Source organism: Roseibium sp. M-1 (assembly GCF_054515675.1).
Genome location: NZ_CM137257.1, coordinates 3,414,667 through 3,435,948, shown reverse-complemented (window position 1 = coordinate 3,435,948; position 21,282 = coordinate 3,414,667). Strand labels below are relative to the sequence as shown.

General features: G+C 62.9%; 18 protein-coding genes and 1 pseudogene. 12 read left to right on the top strand and 7 right to left on the bottom strand.

The genetic code is table 11. The features are described 5' to 3' along the window. Position 1: 1 nt before the first annotated feature. From addB to ACX3M4_RS15435, 6 genes are all read left to right on the top strand, one after another. The gene (addB, locus tag ACX3M4_RS15460) at positions 2–3,148 is read left to right on the top strand and encodes a double-strand break repair protein AddB (RefSeq protein WP_459353898.1); all 3,147 of its coding nucleotides are present in this window, start codon (positions 2–4) and stop codon (positions 3,146–3,148) included. Further along, positions 3,145–6,654, top strand: a complete 3,510-nt coding sequence (addA, locus tag ACX3M4_RS15455) for a double-strand break repair helicase AddA (RefSeq protein WP_459353897.1) — start codon at positions 3,145–3,147, stop codon at positions 6,652–6,654. Before addB ends, addA begins: the two co-directional genes overlap by 4 nt. 85 nt (positions 6,655–6,739) lie before the next feature. Further along, complete coding sequence (gene trxA / locus ACX3M4_RS15450; RefSeq protein ID WP_459353896.1) at positions 6,740–7,060, top strand: thioredoxin; 321 nt, start codon at positions 6,740–6,742, stop codon at positions 7,058–7,060. A 150-nt stretch (positions 7,061–7,210) separates the two neighbouring features. Further along, a complete protein-coding gene (gene grpE, locus ACX3M4_RS15445) occupies positions 7,211–7,837 on the top strand; it encodes a nucleotide exchange factor GrpE (protein WP_459353895.1) in 627 nt (208 codons plus the stop codon). A 520-nt stretch (positions 7,838–8,357) separates the two neighbouring features. Next, the gene (locus tag ACX3M4_RS15440) at positions 8,358–8,969 is read left to right on the top strand and encodes a trimeric intracellular cation channel family protein (RefSeq protein WP_459353894.1); all 612 of its coding nucleotides are present in this window, start codon (positions 8,358–8,360) and stop codon (positions 8,967–8,969) included. Between the two features lie 82 nt (positions 8,970–9,051). Continuing rightward, positions 9,052–9,435, top strand: coding sequence for a VOC family protein (locus tag ACX3M4_RS15435; protein ID WP_459353893.1), 384 nt, complete (start codon positions 9,052–9,054; stop codon positions 9,433–9,435). A gap of 383 nt (positions 9,436–9,818) precedes the next feature. On the opposite strand, the gene ACX3M4_RS15430 is transcribed toward ACX3M4_RS15435, so the two are convergent. The 5 genes from ACX3M4_RS15430 to ACX3M4_RS15410 all read right to left on the bottom strand — a co-directional run bounded on the left by ACX3M4_RS15430 (position 9,819) and on the right by ACX3M4_RS15410 (position 13,541). After that, the gene (locus ACX3M4_RS15430) at positions 9,819–10,727 is read right to left on the bottom strand and encodes an ornithine cyclodeaminase (RefSeq protein WP_459353892.1); all 909 of its coding nucleotides are present in this window, start codon (positions 10,725–10,727) and stop codon (positions 9,819–9,821) included. Between the two features lie 12 nt (positions 10,728–10,739). Then, on the bottom strand, positions 10,740–11,105 hold the full coding sequence (locus tag ACX3M4_RS15425) for a lipopolysaccharide assembly protein LapA domain-containing protein (protein WP_459353891.1): 366 nt from the start codon (positions 11,103–11,105) through the stop codon (positions 10,740–10,742). A gap of 63 nt (positions 11,106–11,168) precedes the next feature. After that, the gene (ihfB, locus tag ACX3M4_RS15420; RefSeq protein ID WP_006940254.1) at positions 11,169–11,468 is read right to left on the bottom strand and encodes an integration host factor subunit beta; all 300 of its coding nucleotides are present in this window, start codon (positions 11,466–11,468) and stop codon (positions 11,169–11,171) included. A 15-nt stretch (positions 11,469–11,483) separates the two neighbouring features. Beyond that, a complete protein-coding gene (sppA, locus tag ACX3M4_RS15415) occupies positions 11,484–12,470 on the bottom strand; it encodes a signal peptide peptidase SppA (protein ID WP_459353890.1) in 987 nt (328 codons plus the stop codon). A 147-nt stretch (positions 12,471–12,617) separates the two neighbouring features. Beyond that, positions 12,618–13,541: a MurR/RpiR family transcriptional regulator gene (locus ACX3M4_RS15410; protein ID WP_459353889.1), complete on the bottom strand. Its 924-nt coding sequence runs from the start codon at positions 13,539–13,541 to the stop codon at positions 12,618–12,620. Positions 13,542–13,711: 170 nt separating this feature from the next. On the opposite strand from ACX3M4_RS15410, the gene ACX3M4_RS15405 reads away from it, so the two are divergent. The 5 genes and pseudogenes from ACX3M4_RS15405 to ACX3M4_RS15385 all read left to right on the top strand — a co-directional run bounded on the left by ACX3M4_RS15405 (position 13,712) and on the right by ACX3M4_RS15385 (position 17,809). Continuing rightward, complete coding sequence (locus tag ACX3M4_RS15405; RefSeq protein ID WP_459353888.1) at positions 13,712–14,221, top strand: TRAP transporter small permease; 510 nt, start codon at positions 13,712–13,714, stop codon at positions 14,219–14,221. Next, positions 14,218–15,500, top strand: a pseudogene (locus ACX3M4_RS15400) (TRAP transporter large permease). The gene ACX3M4_RS15405 and the pseudogene ACX3M4_RS15400 overlap by 4 nt, the downstream one beginning before the upstream one ends. Before the next feature lie 42 nt (positions 15,501–15,542). After that, on the top strand, positions 15,543–16,589 hold the full coding sequence (locus ACX3M4_RS15395; RefSeq protein ID WP_459353887.1) for a TRAP transporter substrate-binding protein: 1,047 nt from the start codon (positions 15,543–15,545) through the stop codon (positions 16,587–16,589). A gap of 219 nt (positions 16,590–16,808) precedes the next feature. Continuing rightward, a complete protein-coding gene (gene parS / locus ACX3M4_RS15390) occupies positions 16,809–17,315 on the top strand; it encodes a type II RES/Xre toxin-antitoxin system antitoxin (RefSeq protein WP_459353886.1) in 507 nt (168 codons plus the stop codon). Beyond that, positions 17,312–17,809: an RES family NAD+ phosphorylase gene (locus ACX3M4_RS15385; protein WP_459353885.1), complete on the top strand. Its 498-nt coding sequence runs from the start codon at positions 17,312–17,314 to the stop codon at positions 17,807–17,809. The genes parS and ACX3M4_RS15385 overlap by 4 nt, the downstream gene beginning before the upstream one ends. Before the next feature lie 53 nt (positions 17,810–17,862). Here the strand turns inward: ACX3M4_RS15385 and ACX3M4_RS15380 are convergent, their stop codons facing one another. Together ACX3M4_RS15380 and ACX3M4_RS15375 are read right to left on the bottom strand one after the other, a co-directional pair. Then, positions 17,863–18,291: an FKBP-type peptidyl-prolyl cis-trans isomerase gene (locus ACX3M4_RS15380; RefSeq protein WP_459353884.1), complete on the bottom strand. Its 429-nt coding sequence runs from the start codon at positions 18,289–18,291 to the stop codon at positions 17,863–17,865. Positions 18,292–18,432: 141 nt separating this feature from the next. Further along, on the bottom strand, positions 18,433–18,900 hold the full coding sequence (locus tag ACX3M4_RS15375) for a MarR family winged helix-turn-helix transcriptional regulator (protein WP_459353883.1): 468 nt from the start codon (positions 18,898–18,900) through the stop codon (positions 18,433–18,435). Between the two features lie 296 nt (positions 18,901–19,196). Here ACX3M4_RS15375 and ACX3M4_RS15370 point away from each other — a divergent pair, with 296 nt between their 5' ends. Continuing rightward, positions 19,197–21,131 carry an FAD-binding monooxygenase gene (locus tag ACX3M4_RS15370; protein WP_459353882.1) on the top strand — a complete coding sequence of 645 codons (1,935 nt, stop codon included), beginning with the start codon at positions 19,197–19,199 and terminating at the stop codon, positions 21,129–21,131. Positions 21,132–21,282: the final 151 nt, after the last annotated feature.

Genomic DNA, 21,282 nt, shown 5'->3' with positions numbered 1-21,282 from the left:
GATGCCCGGCCACGCGCATCTCTGGTCCGTTCCTCCGTCCGTTCCCTTTCTCAAAACCCTTGTCGAGGCGCTGGTCGACGGCACGCTGAGCCCCGGCTTCCGGCCGCTGGACGATCCGCTGCTGTTGGCAGGGGCAACGCTTTACCTGCCGACGCGGCGCGCGGCGCGGCTTTTGCCGGAGCTGTTCCAGCAACGTTTTGAGGGAAAGCCCGTGCTGTTGCCGGTTATCCGGCCGGTGGGCGATGCCGACGAGGATGCACAGGGCCTCACCGGCAATGCGGATCTGGAACCGCTGCCGCCTGCCATGCCCCTGCTGGAACGTCATCTTGCGATGACGCGGCTTGTGAAAGCCTGGAAGGGCATGCTGCGCCGGGAAGCGCTCAGCCTCCGATCCGACGAACCGCTCGGCCTGCCGGCTTCCACCGCCGATGCTGCCTGGCTTGCCGCCGACCTGCTGACGCTGATGGACGAGGTGGAGACCGAGGAAGCCGACTGGTCGGAACTCTCTGGCCTGGTTCCGGAAGACCATGCCCGCTACTGGCAGATCACGCTGGACTTCCTGCAGATCGTGCAGGCCGCCTGGCCGGCGCATCTGGTCGAGCTGAAGCAGATGGACCCGAAAGCCCGGCGCTCGGCACTGATCCGCCGTGAGGCCGAGCGCCTCGCCCACACGCCGCCGCGCGGCCCCGTCATCGTCGCCGGTGTCACCGGCTCGGTGCCGGCAACGGCGGAGCTGCTGAAGGTGGTTGCCGGGCTCGAGACCGGTGTCATCGTGCTGCCGGGTCTCGACCGCTTTCTGGACGACCGCTCGTGGCTGGCGCTGGGGGAGCGTTCGCGGAAAGCTGCCGCGCCGCGCAAACCGGGTCTCAAGGACCTGGCGACACTGCCCTCCCATCCGCAATATTCCCTGAAGCAGCTTCTCGGCCGCCTTGGCGTGACCCGCACGGATGTCGCAACGCTCGGCCCGGAACCGTCCCGGGAGATGCTGCTGCGCGAAGAACTTGTCTCCGAGGCGCTGCGACCGGCCGATACCTCCGATGGCTGGACGGGGTATCTGGACAAGCGGCCTGAGACCGACAGGGCGGAAGCGCTGGCAAATGTCGCCCTCATGACCGCCCGCAACGAAGCGGATGAGGCCTTGAGCGTCGCGATCGCGCTGCGCGAGGCAATCGAGCGCGGGCAGGCCGCTGCGCTGATCTCGCCCGACCGGATGCTGACCCGCCGCGTGGCTGCCGAACTGGCGCGCTGGAACATCCAGGTCGACGACAGTGCCGGCAAGCCGCTCGACCAGACGGCCCCGGCCATCCTTGCGATCCTTGCTGCGAAACTGGCGCTGAGCGGTTGCGAGCCCATCGACCTGCTGGCGCTTTTGAAGCATCCGCTGACCCGGCTTGGTTTGCCGGTAAAGGACATCCGGTCTGCTGCCCGCGCGCTTGAGCGCGGCGTTATCCGTGGCCCAAGAGCCCGCACAGGCACGGACGGCCTGCGGCAGGCGGTCGAGGCAAGCAGGCAGGCGGCGGAAGATGCGCATACGCCGCGCTGGAAAAAGATCCACGAAGCGGACTGGGAGGTGATCGCCGGGCTTGTCGACCGGCTGGCGGCCGCGTTGAAGCCGCTGGAAGATCTTGCAGGCAACGCTGAGCCGGTCTCCGTGACCAATCTTGCCCGGCTCCATGTCGACGTGGTGGAAGCTGTCGCGACCGACGATGCAGGCTCCTTCGCCGAGCTTTATGCGGGCGAGCCCGGCGAGGCTTTGGCGCAGTTTCTGACCGGCCTTCTGGAGGCCGGGTCGAGCGGTTTGGAAATCCCGCCCGGCGAATGGCCCTCCGTGCTGCCGGCGCTGATGTCCGGTCAGGCGGTGCGGCGCAGACTGCCGGGAGACCAGCGGGTCCAGATCTTAGGTCCCATGGAAGCGCGGCTTCAGGCCTTCGACTTCGTCATCCTGGGCGGGCTCAACGAGGGCATCTGGCCGCAACGCACTCGCAACGACCCCTGGCTCAACCGGCCGATGAAACGGGACATGGGGCTGGAGCCGCCGGAACGCCGCCTCGGTGCCGCGGCCCATGATTTCGTTCAAGGGATGGGTGCTGCCCGCGTCCTGCTCTCCCGGGCAGCACGTTCCGATGGCGCGCCCACCGTCGCCTCCCGCTGGCTGCAGCGCTTGACGACCCTGGCAGGTGGCGAGTTGACGAAGGTGCTGGAACAGCGCGGCGCCATCTATTCGCGCCTTGCCTCCCAACTCGACAGGCCGGACGGACCGGTGCGGCCCGCGAGCCGGCCGCAGCCGAGGCCCGAGCTGGCGGCGCGGCCGAAGTCGCTCTCGATCACCGAGATCGAGCGGCTGATCCGCGACCCTTACGCGATCTTCGCCCGCCATGTCCTGGACCTGCAGCCGGTTGATCCCATCGGCGGCGAGCCGGGTGCAGCCGACAAGGGCAACCTCATCCACGATGCCCTGGCCGATTTCCTGCTGACCTGGACGGGTCCCTTCGACGACAACGCAGTGACGGCGCTGACGGAGATCGGCGAGGAGCTGTTCGAACCGCTCGATGCCTTCCCGGCAATCCGGGCCCTGTGGTGGCCCCGCTTCCAGAAGATAGCCGCCGGTTTCGTTGCCTATGAAGCACGGCGTGCGCCTCTGCTGGATAAACGGTTCCTGGAGATCGGTGGCGGCGTCGAGCTCAAGCTGCCCGGGTTTGATTTCCGTCTGCGCGGCCGGGCCGACCGGATCGATCTTCTGACGAATGGCGGCCTCTCGGTGATCGACTACAAGACCGGGCAGGTGCCGTCTCAAAAACAGGTCGATGCGCTGCTATCGCCTCAGTTGCCGCTGGAAGCCGCGATGATCCGGCGCTTCGGCTTCAAGGACGTGCCTGCGGATGTCCCGGTTTCCGAACTGCTTTACCTCCAGCTAAAGGGCGGCACGGAGCCGGTGATCGAGGCCCCGCGCAATCCGAAGGACACCGCGCTTGAGGATCTGGTCGAGGACGCGTGGGCGCGGCTGGAACAGCTGATTGCCCATTACGTGAAACCCGAGACGGGCTATCTCTCCCGCGCCCGGGTCATGCGCGAGCGCCAAATGGACGGTGATTACGACCATCTCGCCCGCACTCAGGAATGGGCGCTCGGATCGGAGGAACCGGCATGAGCGGTTTCCAGATCCCTGAGCTGACCCGCGAACGTCAGGACCGTGCCTCGCGGCCGAAGGCATCCGCCTGGGTGAGTGCCAATGCCGGCTCCGGCAAGACCTTCGTGTTGTCGCGCCGGGTGGTGCGGCTCTTGCTCGACGGCACCGATCCCTCCCGCATTCTGGCCCTGACCTTCACCAAGGCCGCCGCCGCCGAAATGGCGACTCGCGTTTTCAAGATCCTCGGTGAATGGGTGACCAGGGACGACGCGGCGCTTGCTGCGGAATTGCAGGACATCGAGGGCAGCGCGCCGGGTGCTGCCCGCGTCGCCATGGCAAGACGCCTTTTCGCCCGTGCGCTGGAAACCCCGGGCGGCCTGAAGATCCAGACCATCCACGGCTTCTGCGAATCCCTGCTGCACCAGTTTCCTCTGGAAGCAAATGTCGCCGGGCACTTCGCCGTTCTGGACGACAGGGTCGCGGCCGAATTGATGGCGGAATCCCGCGCCACCGTGCTTCACGCGGCCGAGATGGATCCGGAGAGTGCTTTCGGCCGCGCACTTGCCTCCATCATCGACCTGATGAGCGACGGCGGGGCGCAGAAGGCGCTGGACGAACTGATTCAGAGCCGCGACGCCTTCCGCCGCTGGACAGTGGACGCCGGTGGTCTCGACACGGCTCTTGCCGAACTTGCGCGGCTTCTGGAGGTCGACGCGTCCCAGCGGCTTGGCCAATTCGACCTGCGTTTCCGCGACGAATGCCCGTTCGATCTCAACACCTGTCTTGCCTATGGCGAAGCCTTCCGTCTGGGCGCAAAGACTGACCAAGCAAGGGCGGACGACCTGGAGGCGGCAATCCGGCTGACCGCGCCATCCGCTTTCCGCGATGCCTGGCAGGCGATCTTCCTGACGGCGAAACTTGAACCGCGCAAGTCGCTTGGCACCAAGAAGATCGTCGAGACCTTCCCGCAGATGATGGAAGCGCTCGAAGCAGAACAGCTTCGGCTGATGGCCCTCCTGGACGAACGCCGCAAGGTGGCGACCTTCGAGGGAACGTCGTCGCTGCTTCGCCTCGCCGATGCGGTGATCGGCCACTACGAGCGCGCCAAGACGGCGCGCGGCTATCTCGATTTCGAGGATCTGGTCGTCAAGACGGCAACTCTCCTGCAGAAATCCGATGCGGCCCAGTGGGTACAGTACAAGCTCGACCAGGGCCTCGACCATATCCTCGTTGACGAAGCCCAGGACACCAGCCCGCGCCAGTGGGATGTGGTCACCTCGCTCGCTTCCGAGTTCTTTGCCGGCACCGGTGCACATGAGCGGGTGCGGACGCTGTTCGCGGTGGGCGACGAGAAGCAGTCGATCTACTCATTCCAGGGGGCGGTTCCGGCCTATTTCGATGCCATGCGGCGGGAATTCAAGGACCGGGCCGAGGCCGCGGACCTGGAATTCCATTCCGTCAACCTGCAGCTCTCCTTCCGCTCGACACCGGATGTGCTCGGCGCTGTCGACAGGGTGTTCAAGGACGAAAGCGCTCATCGCGGCCTGTCGCAAAACGTCGAGGCGCCGGTCCACGAAGCGATCCGCCGCGACCCCGGCATCGTCGATCTCTGGCCGCTGGAAGCGGAAGTCGAGATCGACGAGCCGGACGACTGGCGCCAGCCGATCGATCATGTCGGCTCCGGCAGCCCGATGCTGAAATTGGCGAAGCGGATCGCGTCGGAAATTGCAGGCTGGATGCGCAAAGGGGAGGCCAATCCCGGCGACGTCATGATCCTGGTCCGCAAGCGCGGCCCTTTTGTCGAAGCACTCAACCGGGAACTGAAGGAACAGAACATCCCGGCCGCCGGCAGCGACCGGCTGGTGCTGACCGACCACATCGCCGTCAAGGATCTCGCCGCCCTCGGCCGTTTCCTGCTGCTGCCGGAAGACGACCTGTCGCTTGCCTGCGTGCTGAAGAGCCCGCTGTTTGACCTGACCGACGAGGACCTTCTGGAGGTCGCCCGCGAGACGCCGGAGCGGGTCCGTCCGGGCACGCTCTGGCAGATGCTGGTCAAGCGGTCCGATACTTCGGACAAGTGGAAGTCGGTGCGCGCAAGGCTCGAAGACTGGCGCGGGCGCGCCGATTTCGTGCCGCCTTACGAGTTCTACGCGCGGCTTCTTGGCGCCGATGGCGGCCGCCGGGCGTTCCGTGCGCGGCTTGGCGTCGAAGTGGACGATGTTCTGGATGAGTTCCTGGCGCTGACCATGGCCTATGAACAGGCCGGCACTCCGGGCCTCGAAGGGTTCCTGGCCTGGATGGCGGCGGCACCGACCGAGATCAAGCGCGAACTGACCAACACCAAGGGCATGGTCCGCATCATGACCGTGCACGGCTCCAAGGGACTGGAAGCGCGGATCGTCATCCTGGTCGATCCGGGCGCTGCGCCCGTCAGCGCAATCCACGATCCGGCTTTCCTGCCGCGCCGCAGGCTGGAAAACGACCTGCTGCCGCCGGCACTGGTCTGGCTGCCGCCAAAAGCGGACCGCACACCCTGGCATGACGAGGCCGTCGATGCCCTGCGCGAAGCCCAGGAAGAGGAATACCGGCGCCTGCTCTATGTGGCTTTGACCCGGGCCGAGGATCGGCTCATTGTCTGCGGCTGGGAACCGAAACGCGGTGCGCATGAGAACTGCTGGTATTCCATGGTCTCGCGGGCGCTGAAGCCCGAGGCACGGGAATTGTCTGCGGCCGATGGTTCGCTCAAAGCCTGGCGTTGGCAAAAGGAAGGTGGTGGAACTGCGGCTTTCTCTGCAGCGGGGCATGCCTCCGCCAGCCCCGCGAACGAAGACGAGGTATCGTTGCCGGCCTGGCTGACGACACCGGTCAAACCTCTGCCGAAGAAAAAGCGCCTGCAGCCGTCGAGAGCCTTCGAAGCGATGGAAGAAAAGGAGGGCATCGAGCCGGTGCCGGCCGTCTCGCGCCTTCAGGCGGGCAGGGATCCGGCCTCCTGGCCGCTGGAACGCGGCCGCCTGATCCACCGGCTGCTGGAGCTCCTGCCGGATCTTGCCGAGGGTGAGCGCATGGCCGCGGCGCAGACCTATCTGCGCCAGGTTCTGAAACCGGAATTCGAAGGCCGGCGGCGCTTTTTGCTGGAGGAGGTTTCGTCAATTCTGGACGCGCCGCGATTTGCAGCGCTCTTTGCACCCCATGCCCGCGCGGAGGTGCCTTTGGTCGGAACGATTCGAGCGAGCGACGGTACGGAAGTGGAGATTTCCGGCCAGATCGACCGGCTGCTGGTTGAGGAAAACCGGGTGGTGATTGTGGATTACAAGACCAATCTCCATCCACCGGCTTCAAGCGCCGACGTGCCGCTGGAATATCGCGCACAGCTTTGTGTTTACAGGGAAATGCTGAAGCAGATTTACCCCGGACGGGAGATTTCCGCGCAGCTTCTGTGGACGGCGGGGCCATCCCTGATGGAAATCCCCGCAAGCGTCCTGGAAGAAACTTTCGCAAGCTTGCGTCCTGACGGCACATCGGCTTGACGGCGGGCCTTCGGCTTCCTACGTTCTTGCCAACCGACGCGCTTACATCGGGTAGGCGTGATCCCTTGACCTACGAGATATAGTTATGGCTACCACCCAAGTTACCGATGCTTCCTTCGAAGCCGAAGTCCTGAAATCCGACGGCCCGGTCGTGGTCGACTTCTGGGCCGAATGGTGCGGCCCCTGTAAGATGATCGCCCCGGCTCTGGAGGAAATCTCCGAGGAGATGGGCGCCCAGGTGAAAATCACCAAGCTCAACATCGACGAGAACCAGGACATGGCCATGAAATACGGCGTCCGGTCCATCCCGATGCTGATCCTGTTCAAGGATGGTGAGCCGATGGCAACCCAGATCGGTGCCGCACCGAAGGGCAAGCTCTCCGACTGGATCAAGAGCGCGCTTTAATCCTTATAAGAAACGTCCTGCGGCTGTCCGGCTGCGGTTCATCCGAACGCGTCCGGCGGGTAAGCGAGAGCCTATCCGCCGATGCTCTTTGAAAAATGCCGCGACCGGTTCTATAAGCAACCGCAAACAGTCTGAGCAAACGGAACATTCATGAGCGACGAAAACAAAACCCCGGAAGAGCAGCCGGCTGAAGCCACGCCGGAAACCGCCGCTGCAGCGGAACAGCCGGAAGCTGTCGAGGCGGCCGGTGTCGATCCGATCGAAGTTCTGAAAGCCGAAAACGCCGATCTCAAGGACCGCGCCCTGCGTGTCATGGCGGAGATGGAAAACCTGCGCCGCCGCACGGAAAAGGAAGTCAAGGACGCCCGCCAGTATGCAGTCTCCGGCTTTGCCCGCGACATGCTGACGGTCTCCGACAACCTGCGCCGGGCCCTCGAAGCCCTGCCGGAAGACGACCGCAAGAACGCCGATGCGGGTGTTGCCGCCCTGATCGAGGGCGTCGAGATGATCGAGCGCGATCTCCTCAACCAGCTGGAAAAGAACGGCGTCCGCAAGTTGACCCCGGAAGGTCAGAAGTTTGACCCGAACTTCCACCAGGCCATGTTCGAAGTGCCGAACACCGAAGTGCCGAACAACACCGTGGTCCAGGTCATGCAGGCCGGCTACGTCATTGGCGACCGCGTCCTGCGCCCGGCCATGGTGGGTGTTTCCAAGGGCGGCCCGAAGGAAGTTGCCCAGGCAGCCGATGCCGGCCAGACGGTCGACAAGAGCGCCTGAGGCTCAAAACAGAGCTTTGAAAATCGAAAGCCGCTCCATGAAGATGGGGCGGCTTTTTTGCTGCATCTGCCGGAAATGTGGAGCCATCCCGGGCGACCGAAGGGAGACCCGGGACCCACTCGTTTCCAGAGAAGCGGTTTTCCGTTGCTGGCTGCGCCGGCGTTGGCGCCTCGACAGGTTGACTTGCGGGCGGACCGCGGATTTTCGCTGCGCTTGTCCGGGGCGACAGCAGGCAATTGCATAGGTTTGCAGGAAGCAGCGGGGCCCCAATTTACCTCTCCCCTGGGAGAGGTCGGCGCGACAGCACCGGGTGAGGGGACAAACGTTAGCGTGAGATGGAAAGATTTGTCTCCTAACCCCGACCTCTCCCAGCGGGAGAGGGAGCTGATCTTGCCATATGCGATAGCCCTTGAGGTGATGGGGAGTGGACGACCTCGGCGTACTCTCCCGAAAGTAGAGGCAACCCTTGACGTAGACACGGCAAACCCGGAAGACAGGCAAAGGGACAGGGAGGGCTATCATGCTGCTGCAGTTGCTGGATTATCTCGGGGTAGCGGTTTTTGCCGTGACCGGTGGCATTGTCGCCTCGCGCATGCGGCTGGACATCATCGCCTTCTTGTTTTTTGCGATGCTGACGGGGATCGGCGGAGGCACAATGCGCGACCTGCTGCTGGGCGTGCCGGTCTTCTGGGTTGAGAACGAATACTATCTGCTGGTCTGCCTGGTCGTCAGCGTGCTGGTCTGGTTCTTTGCCGACTGGATCGAGAAGCTCCACAAGCCGCTCAGATGGGCAGATGCGGTTGGTCTCGCCGCTTACGCGGTCATGGGAGCAGCCAAGGCACTGTCGGTGGGCGACACGATTCTCGTCGCAATTCTGATGGGCGTTTCAACGGCAACTTTCGGCGGCATCCTGCGAGACACGATCGCCCGGGAACCGTCCTCTATCGTAAAACCGGAACTTTATGTGAGCGCAGCTTTCGCAGGCTCCGGCAGCTTTGTCGTTCTGGTGCAGCTTGGTGTACTGCCGGTCGTCGCGGCGGTCGTTGCAGCCGCTCTTGCCCTGGTGTTGCGCGGTGGCGCCATCCAGCGCGGCTGGACACTGCCGGGCTACCGCCACCGCAAGGCCGACTGAAAGAGTACCGCCGTGTCACGATTTTGTCCCGACACCGGCGTTAGTCTCATGCATCGTGGGAATTGACGAGGTGGAGGCGGCCATGGCCGAGCACGGTACCTTTTACTGGAACGAATTGATGACCCGGGACACGTCGAAGGCGCGGGAATTCTACGGCAAGTCGCTCGGCTGGACCTTCACGGAGATGCCGATGGAAGAGGGCACCTATGTGGTGGCCAATCTCGGCGAGAAACCCGTCTGCGGCATATTTCCCATGGCCGGCCCCCGGTTTGACGGCGTGCCGGAACACTGGATGTCCTATATCGCCGTCGATAATGTCGACGAGCGCCTGGAACTGGCGGCAGCCCACGGTGGCGAAGTCATCCGGCCGCCGTTCGATGTTCCCGGCATCGGCCGGATCGCGATCCTGAAGGATGCCGGCGGCGCGGTACAGGGCTGGATGACGCCCGCGGAGATGGCCGGCTAAACTCGGTCCCGGACACTTGTACCAATAAGACCGCGCAAACGAAAAGCCGGCTCCGAGGAACCGGCTTTTTCGTGCTTCGTATTGGGACGGCGTTTTCGGAAAACGCCGCCGCTTGAAAATCAATAGACAAGCCCCGTCGTGGCCGACACGTAGTACATCAGGCCAAGTGCAATTGCCGGAAGGCTTGCCGAATAGGCAAGCGTCGTCAGCATGTCATGCTCCTTTGCAGAACGACTGTATGGTGAAAACGGGCCCGTGCGGGCCATCTGGCCGCCGGACATCCCTTTTGAACGTTGCGATTTCTCAAACGTCCCGGGTTTTCGCTTTCGAGGTTACCCCCTGCTGGACCCGGATATGGGGTTCGCCCGCCCGAGTTCCAGAGCTCAGGTTCTCAAAAAAACGTGTGCGGCGAGCGCGTAGTCGGCAAGACCCGTGCGCGGGCCGGGCAGAAACAGTGTCCGCTGACCGTAGTAGCGGCGCCCCGCCTTGTTTCCCTGGGCGAGTTCCTTCAGGTCCGCGGCCCATTCCAGCTCGGTCCGGGGCGGCTCGGAAAGATCAGTGGTGAACAGGCGCGCCTCCTGCAGCAGTTCCGTCGGCAGCTGTGCCTCCGGATCGAGCACGTCCACGTGGCAGCCGGCGGGCGGATCGAGATAGGTAAGCGCGTGGTAGGTCCCGGTGCCGCTTTCCGGGCCGGCGACACAGATCATGTCGGCGCCTTCTTGCGCCGCATAGATCTCGCTTGTCATGCCCACGTTCACGCCCTTGAGGGCAGGCAGACCGGCAATCCGCTTCTGCAGTTCGGGCGAAACGCCGGCGAGCAGAATCGAGGTGAAATTGCGCACGGTTGCATAGGCGGACACCAGCCTCGGCAGCCGTGGATCGTCGCCGATGATGAGAAGGCGGGACGTGTCTTCCCGCGACAGATAACCGGCTCCAAGAGCGTGCAAGCCGGCAATCCGCCAGGTTGTCAGGCGCATGCCGTCCAGTAGGGCGATGGGCTGGCCGCCTGAACCGGAAAAAAGGACATAAAGGTTGGAGGCGAGACCCGGCTGTTCGGGCAAGGCGAGCGTCAGCGAGCAGCCGATGTAACCGCGTTTCACGTCCCCCTGGGAGGTGAAATCGGTCCAGGCAGGCTGCATCGAAAGGCTGCCTGAAAGTCCGTTCAACCGGCTGATCGGAAGGGCGGGGCTTGCCGGAGCAACCGTGTTGGATCTGTAGGCGCGGCGCAGTGTTTCCAGGACGGCCCGGTCTTCCAGACAGGCATCGATTTCGTCGCTTGAGATGATGCGCATTTGGGCCGCCGCTTATGCGGCCGAGCGGCTGCCTGGCCCGGTCAGTCCCTTGAGGCCGCTGGCCGGCTGGTTGGTTGTCTGCATTTCGCGCAACTGATCGACTTCCTTGTGCCATTTGGCAGCTTCCCGGCGCTTCATGCGAGCTTCCTTGCGCCAGCGGCCCTGCTTGGCCCAGGCACCGAGGCCGCCGACAATGATGCCGACGCCGAGGCTGGCGAAGATCACCCAGAACAGCGGAATGTCAGGGATGGTCAGCCGGGGATCTTGCGGATCCAGCGGATTGAGCGACAGCGAGACCGTGTGCCGGTTTGCGACCGACAGGGGGATCAGGATCACCGCGATTGCAAACAAGATGAGGTTCTTGAGGAAGCGGGTCACGGTGGTCTCCCGGGTTTGGCTGATCAGGGAACGGTTTTAGATGGCAGGCGGCCGCCGACGCAATCAGTCGTCGCCGTGGTCCACACCATCGTTCAACCGTATACGCATTTCCTTGCCGGTTTTGAAGAACGGCACGAATTTTTCGTCCACTTCCACCTTCTGGCCGGTGCGCGGATTGCGGCCGACGCGGGCAGGGCGGTTCTTGACGGAAAACGCGCCGAAGCCGCGCAGTTCGACGCGGTCTCCGCGCATGAGGGCTTCGGTAACTTCGTCCAGGATGGCGTTGACGATGTTCTCAACGTCCCGCTGGTAAAGATGCGGATTCTGTTCGGCTATGTGCTGAACGAGCTCGGATTTGATCATGAAGTGCCCCCTCGCCTACGGATTATTGTCTGCCGCGTCAGAAGCCTGCCAAACGGATACGAGCCCGTCAAGCGTAAGCCCTCGTGAAATCAGCCCCTTAGCGTCAAGAATCGGGTCCAGGAGGGCCGATCCGATGCCTTTTCCGAATTCTCGTGAGACCCGGGAGGCGAAGGGGAGTTCCTCCAGATTGTCCTTTGTGGTCCAGGTGACGACCGGAAGGTCCTCCTTGACACCCTTTTCGCTCTCCAGCCAGGCGATGGCCGCGTCCTCGCCGCCGATGGCGTCGACGAGCTTGGCTTCCATGGCGTCATGGCCGGAGAAAATGCGGCCGTCCGCCAGATCGCGTGCCTTGGCCAGATCAAGCGACCGCCGTTCGGCCACCAGGGCGACGAACCAGTCGTAGGAGTCCCTGACCAGGGTTTCCAGCATCGCCCGCGCTTCGGGGGTGGCCTGCGAATAGAAGTCCGGCTCGGCTTTCAGCGGCGAGCTCTTGACCGCCTCCATTTCCACACCGACCGACTCCATCAGTTTGGCGATGTTGCCGAACTGGAAGAGGACGCCGATGGAGCCGGTGATGGAGTTGTATCTTGCGACGATGTGATCGGACGAAAGGGCCACCATGTAGCCGGCGGATGTTCCGATCGTGCGGATTTCGGCGACGACCGGCTTCTTTTCCGACAGCTTGCGCAGCGCTTCATAGAGTGCCTCTCCGCCCGTGGTGCTGCCGCCCGGCGAGTTGATGGAAAGGATCACGCCCTTGACCGCTTCGGCCTCGCCGATCTTCTCGATCATCTTCAGCGTTTTGCGGCTTTCGATGATCACGCCCTCGATAGGGATACGAGCCACATGGGCCGATCGTTTGGACAGGTCCGAAGCACCGGAGACGTAGAGCAGGCCACCGACCAGAGCGGCTGCGATCACCAGGAAGGTTGCGATCCGCCAGAAGGTCACTTTGCGCCTGAGCCGCCGTCTATCCACCAAGGCGTCGATATCAACAGACATGAATTCGGTGTCCCTGCACAAGAACGTATGAAAACCAATAACCTACATAGGGTGACCCCGGCAGGAAATGCAATCGCCTTTCAAAACAATCGCATCACAATACGGCAGTTTCAGGCAATCAGAAGCTGTTTTTGTCCTTCTTTGATGTCAGTCGCCGAGAGGCTGCGGTCCGGTGCGTCCGTGAAAGGCCGTCAGCGAGGCGCGGATGCGCCGGAGGTTCTCACTGGTGGCCGTCGCCCGGATCTGCGCGACGGTCATCGCGATCGCGTCGACGATGACCAGATGGGCATAGCGGGAGGCGGTCGGCTTGAAGATATCCGGATCTTCCGGCAAATCGACCAGAACGGGTATCTTGGAGATCAAGGCAAGACGCGATCCCTTGGGTGCAATCGCAATCGTCTTGGCGCCATAGCCTCCCGCAATCTCGGCCGCGCTGACAAGTTCCTCCGCTTCGCCGCTGGCCGAGACGCACAGAAGTACATCCTGTGGCCCGAGCGTCGCCGCCCGCATTTGCAGGAGATAACTGTCCTCCAGTGCGATGGAGGGAATGCCGAGGCGGAAGAAGCGGTTGGCAGCTTCGGTGGCCACCATCGACGACCCCCCGCCGATCCCGGCCGCCAGCAGCTGGCGGCTGCCGGCAATCGCCTGAACCGCCAGTTCCAGCTGCTCGGGATCCACCTGCTGCCGCATGACATTGGCTGTGGCATAGAGCGCGCCCAGCACCCGGTCGATGGCCGTGTCGCTGGCAGCCTGCTCGCTCGGCTGCGGCGCAGATATATATTGCAGGCTGACGGCAAGGTTCTGGGCAAGGCGCAGCTTGAACTCCCGGAACCCGTCGCAGCCCAGGGTCCGGCAGAAGCGCACCACCGTCGGTGTGCTGACGCCGCAAGCCTTGGCGAGTTCTGCAATCGTCATGTCCGAGATTTGTGCCAGATGTGCCTCGACATAGGTCGCGACCTTCTGCTCGCGCGCCGGAAAGCGGCCGTCGTGATCGCGCAGGGCGGAGATGAGATCGATGGCCGCCTGGCCACCGGAACTGTCGCCGGATGGGGTTCTGATTTTTGCCTGCACATATCTCTCCCTGGTTGCGGAATTTGTAATTAGATTACAGAAACGCGTCAATCCGGGTCGGAATATAGCCCAATCTTCCGCAAAAATGTAACTAAAAAACAAAATTAGCTTGACTGAACGCCAATTCTCCTCTGAAAATGTAATTAAGGTACATATTGGGAGTGAGGGGAATGCGGGAACGGGCTGCGAAACTCAGTGCCGGGCTGAACAGGGGTGTCGAAGCTGTCATAGCCATCCTGATGGCGCTTCTGGTGCTCGACGTCTGGCTCGGTGTGGTCGACCGGTACTTCTTTCACTGGCAGCTTCCCTGGCCGGAAATCGTTGCCCGCTATCTCATGATCTGGGCAGCGATGCTGGCGGTCTCCTCCGGCATCGCCCGGCGCGACCATATCGGTCTCACGGCGGCGATCCAGCGTTTGCCCATCCAGGTGCGCCGGAAACTGCTCGTCATCATCGATCTCTGCGTGCTGGCGCTGTTCGTCTATGTGTTCTGGTACGGGCTCGGTTTCGCCGAAAGCGGCGCCAAGCGCCAGGCCATGATCTTCGGCATCAGCCTGCAACCCTTCTATGCCGCCATTCCGGCTGCCGCCTTCCTGGCTTCGGTGCAGACCGTGCTGGCGATGATCCGCGACGGCGGCGACCACATCGACAACCCGCCCTTCCAGGAGGCCGTCGAATGATCGTCGCTGCTGTATTCATCGGGTTCATCCTGCTCGGCATGCCTATCGGCTTTGCCATCGGCGCCGCGGGTGTCATCGGTCTCATCTCCATGGGCGGCGACCAGTTCCTCGCCATCGGACCGAGCCGCATCTTCAACGGCCTCAACATTTTCCCGTTCCTTGCCATGCCCTTCTTCATCCTGGCCGGCGAGATCATGAACCAGACGGGCATCACCGGCCGCCTGGTGAAGCTGGCGCAGGTGCTGGTCGGTCATTTCCGCGGCGGGCTGGCGCATACAAACATGCTGGCTTCGGTCTTCTTTGCCGGGCTGACCGGCTCGGCAACCGCCGATGCCGCCGCCTTCGGCCGCACCCTCGTGCCGGCAATGGTCAAGGAAGGCTACAAGCGCGACTATGCCTGCGCGGTGACCGCCGCCGGCTCCATCATCGGCCCGACCATTCCGCCGTCCGGACTGATGGTGGTCTATGGCTCCCTCATGGGGGTCTCGATCGGCGGGCTCTTTGCCGCCGGCATCCTGCCCGGTCTCATCATCTGCGCCGTCTGCATGGTGGTGATCGCGCTGGGGGCGACCCGAAACAGCCTGCCCAAGGCAGAGCGCCAGGCAAACCTCAAGGAAATCTGGCAGGTCTTCGTCTCCTCGATCACGGCCCTGCTGATGCCGGTGATCATTCTCGGCGGCATTCTGGGCGGCGTCGTCACTCCGACGGAGGCTGCTTCCATCGCGGTCGCCTATGCCCTCTTCATCGGTGCCTTCGTCTACCGCACGCTCACCCTGCCGGCGCTCTACCAGATGCTGGTGCGCACGGCGCGGATCACCGGAGTGATCTTCGTCATCATCGCCTTTGCCGGCATTCTCGGCTGGTGGATGAGCTTCGAGAAGATCCCGCAGATGCTGGCCTCGACCATCCTCGGCCTCTCCGACAACCGCTTTGCCGTGATCGCCATCATCATCGGCCTGCTGCTCATCGTCGGCATGGTCATGGATATCACCGCGATCCTGATCATCCTTGCACCGGTGCTGGTGCCGCTGACCGCCCAGGTTGGGCTGGAGCCGATCCATGCGGGATCATCTTCGTGCTGGCGCTCAATATCTCGCTGATGACGCCGCCTGTCGGCGCCTGCCTGTTCGTTCTCTCATCGGTCACCGGTGAGAAGCTGGAACGGATCGCGATCAAGCTTTGGCCCTTCCTGATTGCCGAGATCGCGGTCCTGTTTCTGTTCGCCTTCTGGGAGAGCGCGGCCCTGCTCCTGCCGCGCGCTCTCGGGTTCGCCCCCTAACCATAAAACAAACAACACCTGACAGAGGAACTGGAGAAAGACATGAAATCCATCGCAAAAGGACTGGCCGTCGGCCTCGTCGCATCGCTCATGGCAGGCAGCGCACTTGCCGACAGCAAGGTTCTGAAATTCGGTCACGACAACAAGACCGACCCGTTCGAAAATCCGGCTCATGCCTGCACAGCCGTGTTCTCCAACATCGTCAACGCGGATACCAACGGCGCTGTCGAAGTGGAGGTCTTCGGCTCCAACCAGCTGGGGTCCGCGGCAGAACACGTGCAGCACGTGCGCGACGGCATCATCCAGGCGACCCTGACATCCACCGGCGCGCTCGCCAGCTACTACCCGCGCATCGACGTTCTGAACCTGCCCTTCGCCTTCGCCGACAACGCGGCCACCTATGAAGTCTTCGACAGCCCGTTCGGCGAGGCGCTTGCCGCCGATATCGAGGAAACCCTCGGCGACGTCGTCGTGCTCGGCTTCCCGGACACGGGCGGTTTCTTCGCCGTCACAAATTCCAAGCACACGATCGCCAACCTTCAGGATTTCGACGGCATCCGCATCCGCACCATGACGCTGCCCTCGCATCAGACCATCGTCCAGGCGCTCGGCGCACAGGCCTATCCGCTCTCCTGGGGCGAGGTCTATTCCGGCCTGCAGACCGGTGTGATCGATGGCCAGATGAACCCCGTGCCGATCATCTCCTTCGCCAACTTCTCCGAGGTGCAGAAGTACCTGACCCTCACCAACCATCTGTTCTCGCCCTACACCTTCATGGTCAACCGCGAGTTCTTCGAAGGACTCACCGAGGATCAGCAGAAGACCCTGCGTTACGCCGCCCAGAGCTGCGTCACCGCCAGCCGCGGTCTGTCGCGCATCATCGAAGCCTCTGACCGGGGCCTTGCCGGCCTCATGGACAAGATGGAAGTGACGGCTCTGAGCGCCGACCAGCGCGCCGCAATGGCCGCGGCCGCCCAGCCCGCATTCGAGACACATGTCGCTGAAAACCTCGACCCGAAGGCAAACGAGCTGCTCGGCATGTTCAAGGACGAAGTTCAGAAGGCAAACGGCAGCGTCTATCTGGACTGACGGCTGGCCCGTGGCCGGGAGGTTCCGGACCGGAAAACAGGCAAATCCACTGTCGTCATCCCGGACGCGGCGTAGCGGAGATCCGGGATGCCTGTCAGAGGGGCAAGAAAATGAAGCGCGGCCCGCAAGGCCGCGCTTTGTCATTGAGGTCCTGCCTTTCTTGAAACCTGGGGCGACAGGTGTCATATTAATGGCGACACATGACACAGGAGGCCTCTGATGACGGCATTTGCCGAGGCAGGAGGGCCGGTTGCCCTGGGCGGGCCGGCCGTGCAGGAAAACGAAGTCACCCGGGCCTTCCGGCTGCTGGGGGGACGCAAGATCATGAAGCGCGCGGTGAACGATTCGCTCGACGCTCATGATGTGATCGTTCAGGGCATCCCTGCGAAATCCCTGCTGCACCTCGTGGAAGGCGTGCGCGTTCTTTCCACCGGCGACGTCCTCAACAAGGCGATTGGCATCAGCCTGCGCACCCTGCAGCGCCGCAAGTCCGACGCGAAGCAGAAGGTCTTGTCGACGGAGCAGAGCAGCAGGGCCTGGCGTTTTGCCGAAATCATCGCCCAGGCGACCGAGATCATGGGAAGCCAGGAAGCTGCCGAGGCCTGGATCCTGGAGCCGGCGATCGGGCTCAACAACCGCCGGCCGATCGATCTTCTGGCGTCGGCTGCAGGCGCTGAAGCTGTCGAGACGTACCTGACGCGGCTGGAATACGGTGTCTACACGTGACGCCACTTCCGGCGCCGCTCGAACCCGGCATGCTCCGGTTCTGGCGACTCGATCAGGAACGGCATGCAGGTTCCTGGAACCTGGGCGAGGGGGCTTATCTCGTCGGCGGACGCTGGAACTCGAGGGGAGTTCGCGCAGTCTACACCTCGATTGATCCTGCGACTGCGATCATGGAAGTTGCGGTTCACAAGGGCTTCAAGGTCCTGGACACGGCGCCGCATGTGCTGACATCGGCGCGGGTCATCGACATCTCAAAGGTTCATGTCGTCTATCCGGACGACCTTCCCAACCCCAATTGGCTCGCGCCCGGAAGCCATGGACCGGGCCAGCAGACCTATGGCGACCAACTGCTGAAAGATCACGTCTTTTCCCTGGTGCCTTCAACCGTTTCCCGGCACAGCTGGAACCTGATCTTCGACGCGGACCGGGCCGCCGGGCACTATGAGGATATCGCCCAGGAGCGTTTCGCGCTCGACCCGCGTCTGCATCGATGAGCTGAGAGGTGCATTGGCGGCAGCCTCGGGTGCCGCCAACTGCGTGGTCTTGATCAGTTGATGCCGGTCAGCTGGATTTCGAAGGTCAGCGCCTTGCCTGCCAGCGGGTGATTGGCGTCAAGCACCACTTCCTCTTCGGAGACTTCGGCCACGACGACGGTCATCATCTGCCCGTTTTCCGTCTGTGCCTGCAATTGCATGCCAACCTCGACCGGAATGTTTGCCGGAATATTGGACCGGGGCACCGCCTGCCGTGCTGCTGGATTGGCCGCGCCATAGGCGTCGTCCGCCTCGATCCGGACGGTCTTTTCGTCGCCGATCTTCATGCCCGGAATGGCCCGGTCAAGGCCTGAAATGATCTGGCCGGACCCGACCGTGAATTCTAGCGGATCGCGGCCTTCGGAACTGTCGAAGATCGATCCGTCATCCAGGGTGCCCTTGTAATGAAGACGAACCGTGTCGCCGCTCTTGGCTTCGGTCATGGTGCGTTTCGCAATTCTGTCTTGGGGTGAGTTTTGAGGCCGCGTGTCACTGGCGGGTGCTCGTCGTGGAATCAAGCCTAATGGACGGGCCGCAAATGTAAAGGTTTCAGTCCCTTCGTGTGGATAGAGGCCTGTCTGATCTCAGTCCCTGAGGGGCGGCTTCAGCGGGGCGCGGCTGAGGTCGTTGACGGCGTCGGTCGCCTTGCGCAGCAGCCGCATGAACTGATCGGACTCTTTTCCGTCCAGTCCGCGCAGCATCAGGGCCTGGGCCCGCTCGACCGCTGGCGTCAGGATGCCAAGAGTGGTTTCGCCCGCTTCCGTCAGATGCAGAACCCTGGCGCGACGATCGGTGAGGCTTGTCTCCCGCGACAGGAAACCCTTCTGCACCAGCCGGTCGACCACCCCGGCAATAGTGGTGCGGTCATAGGCGATCAGCCCGGCCAGCGTCACCTGGTCGATGCCCGGATGGCCGCGCACCCTGACAAGCGCCGCATATTGTACCGGCGTGATGTCGATGCCGATCGCCTCGACTTCCGCATGGAAGATGGCCACCGCAACCTGCTGCATCCGGCGGATCAGATGGCCTGGCATGTCCTTGAGATCTGTCATGCGCCTCTCCTGGTACAAAATTAGGAAGTATGCTGATTATATTTGACAGCATGCTGATGATCAGTATACTTTGTAATTGTTCGCTGTCGAGAGAGCTCATCCTCGAAAGGCGGAACGCCTGAGTGAAAGACAGCGCCGGCAAGGCGCGGCAAGCGGCATTCACAAAGACCGGATCTTTCGCGTGGCCCCATCAAACGGCGCTCGTCGGTCCTGGAGGATCGGCGGGCACCCCACGAACCCGGACGAGGAAAGGCTGCCATCCAGGCGGGGCTCCACCGGCTGGGAGAGGAGGCGTTGTGCAATTTCATTTGAACGGCTTTCAGGCAGGCGATCCGGCGCATTTTGAGAAGACCCCGGACGAGGCGGCCCTCGCCAATACGCAGACCTTGCCTGAAGAGGTCGATGTCCTGATTGTCGGCTGCGGTCCGGCCGGCCTGACGCTGGCCGCGCAACTTGCCGCCTTTCCGGAAATCCGTACCCGCATCGTCGAGCAGAAGCCCGGTCCTCTTGAACTCGGTCAGGCGGACGGCGTCGCCTGCCGCACCATGGAAATGTTCCAGGCCTTCGGCTTTGCGGAAAAGCTGGAAAAGGAAGCTTATTGGGTCAACGAGGTGACCTTCTGGAAGCCGGATCCAGAGGCTCCTAAGAACATCGCCCGCAGCGGCCGGGTTCAGGATGTCGAGGACGGGTTCTCCGAATTTCCCCATGTGATCCTGAACCAGGCCCGGGTGCATGACTTCTACCTGGAGATCATGCGCAATGCGCCCAACCGGCTGGAACCGGCCTATTGCCGCCGTCTCGCTGGTCTGGGCATCGCCGAAGCTGCAGACATGGAGGACCATCCCGTCACCGTGACGCTGGAGCGGCTCGATGCCGGTCACGAAGGCGAAATCGAGACGGTGCGGGCGAAATATGTGGTCGGCTGCGACGGGGCGCGCAGTTCCGTGCGCAAGGCACTGGGCCGCGAGCTGAAAGGCGACAGCGCCAACCAGGCCTGGGGCGTAATGGATGTGCTCGCCGTCACCGATTTTCCTGACATTCGCCTGAAGGCGCTGGTGCAATCGGCAGGTGAGGGAAGTATCCTGATCATTCCGCGCGAGGGCGGGTATCTGGTGCGCATCTATGTGGAGATGGAAAAGCTCCGGCCGGATGAGCGCGTTGCCAGCCGCAACATCACGGTGGATCACCTGATCGCCGCTGCCGGACGCATCCTTCATCCCTATACGCTCGACGTGAAGGAGGTCGCCTGGTGGTCGGTCTATGAGATCGGCCAGCGCATTTGCGACAGGTTCGACGATGTGCCGGAAGCGGAAACCGGCACGCGTTTGCCGCGTGTCTTCATTGCCGGGGATGCCTGCCACACTCACAGCCCCAAGGCCGGGCAGGGCATGAATGTCTCCATGCAGGACACGTTCAATCTCGGCTGGAAGCTGGCCCACGTGCTGAAGGGTTTGAGCGGCCCGGAGTTGCTTGCCACTTATTCCGATGAACGCCAGGCAATTGCCCAGACCCTGATCGATTTCGACCGGGACTGGGCCAGGATGCTGAGCGCGCCCGTGAAATCGGAGACACATCCGGACGGTGTCGAGCCGGCTCAGGTGCAGGAATATTTCGTCAGGCACGGCCGTTATACCGCCGGCACGGCCTCCCGCTATCAGCCGTCCAAGCTCACCGGTGACGGCACGCATCAGCAGCTGGCAACGGGTTTCCCGATCGGCATGCGCTTTCATTCCGCCCCGGTGATCCGGCTGGCGGATGCCAGGCCGGTGCAGCTCGGCCATACGGTGAAGGCTGACGGACGCTGGCGGATCTTTGCCTTTGCCGATGGGGCCGACCCGGCTGCCGACGGTTCTGCCATCAACCGGCTCTGCACTTTCCTCCAGAACAACCCGGCTTCGCCCGTCCAGCGCCACACGGCACCCGGCGAGGATCCGGATTCAGTTATCGATGTCCGCGCCATCTTCCAGCAGCACCACCGCGACCTTGCCCTTGAAAAGATGCCGGCTTTCCTGCTTCCCGCGAAAGGCCGCTATGGCCTCCTGGACTATGAAAAGATGTTCTGCCCGGATCTGAAAACCGGTCCGGACATTTTCGATCTGCACGGCATCGACCGGGAAAAGGGCTGCCTGGTCATTGTCCGGCCCGACCAGTATGTCGCCGAAGTATTGCCGCTGGACGGGCATGAGGAGCTGTCGGCGTTCTTTGCGGACATCCTGAAGATCCGGGCCTGAACGACGCTCCCTGAGATATCCGGCCAGGACCCGAAGCATCTTGAGATCGACCAGCTTTTGGACGCTCTAGCGATCCCGGTTGTGCGTTCGCTGATCTGACCGGATTTCCGGCAGTTCCCTCGATCGGCCGCGTACGCAAAGAAGACGCCTT

What these genes read in the sequence shown, in the direction of transcription:
- ACX3M4_RS15430 (WP_459353892.1), bottom strand. Translation starts at nt 10,727, where the DNA reads ATGCGCATCATCTCAAGCGACGAAATCGATGCCTGTCTGGAAGACCGG.
- ACX3M4_RS15380 (WP_459353884.1), bottom strand. Translation starts at nt 18,291, where the DNA reads ATGACCGAAGCCAAGAGCGGCGACACGGTTCGTCTTCATTACAAGGGC.
- parS (WP_459353886.1), top strand. Translation starts at nt 16,809, where the DNA reads ATGACGGCATTTGCCGAGGCAGGAGGGCCGGTTGCCCTGGGCGGGCCG.
- addA (WP_459353897.1), top strand. Translation starts at nt 3,145, where the DNA reads ATGAGCGGTTTCCAGATCCCTGAGCTGACCCGCGAACGTCAGGACCGT.
- addB (WP_459353898.1), top strand. Translation starts at nt 2, where the DNA reads ATGCCCGGCCACGCGCATCTCTGGTCCGTTCCTCCGTCCGTTCCCTTT.
- ACX3M4_RS15395 (WP_459353887.1), top strand. Translation starts at nt 15,543, where the DNA reads ATGAAATCCATCGCAAAAGGACTGGCCGTCGGCCTCGTCGCATCGCTC.
- ACX3M4_RS15440 (WP_459353894.1), top strand. Translation starts at nt 8,358, where the DNA reads ATGCTGCTGCAGTTGCTGGATTATCTCGGGGTAGCGGTTTTTGCCGTG.
- trxA (WP_459353896.1), top strand. Translation starts at nt 6,740, where the DNA reads ATGGCTACCACCCAAGTTACCGATGCTTCCTTCGAAGCCGAAGTCCTG.
- grpE (WP_459353895.1), top strand. Translation starts at nt 7,211, where the DNA reads ATGAGCGACGAAAACAAAACCCCGGAAGAGCAGCCGGCTGAAGCCACG.
- ACX3M4_RS15405 (WP_459353888.1), top strand. Translation starts at nt 13,712, where the DNA reads ATGCGGGAACGGGCTGCGAAACTCAGTGCCGGGCTGAACAGGGGTGTC.
- sppA (WP_459353890.1), bottom strand. Translation starts at nt 12,470, where the DNA reads ATGTCTGTTGATATCGACGCCTTGGTGGATAGACGGCGGCTCAGGCGC.
- ihfB (WP_006940254.1), bottom strand. Translation starts at nt 11,468, where the DNA reads ATGATCAAATCCGAGCTCGTTCAGCACATAGCCGAACAGAATCCGCAT.
- ACX3M4_RS15435 (WP_459353893.1), top strand. Translation starts at nt 9,052, where the DNA reads ATGGCCGAGCACGGTACCTTTTACTGGAACGAATTGATGACCCGGGAC.
- ACX3M4_RS15375 (WP_459353883.1), bottom strand. Translation starts at nt 18,900, where the DNA reads ATGACAGATCTCAAGGACATGCCAGGCCATCTGATCCGCCGGATGCAG.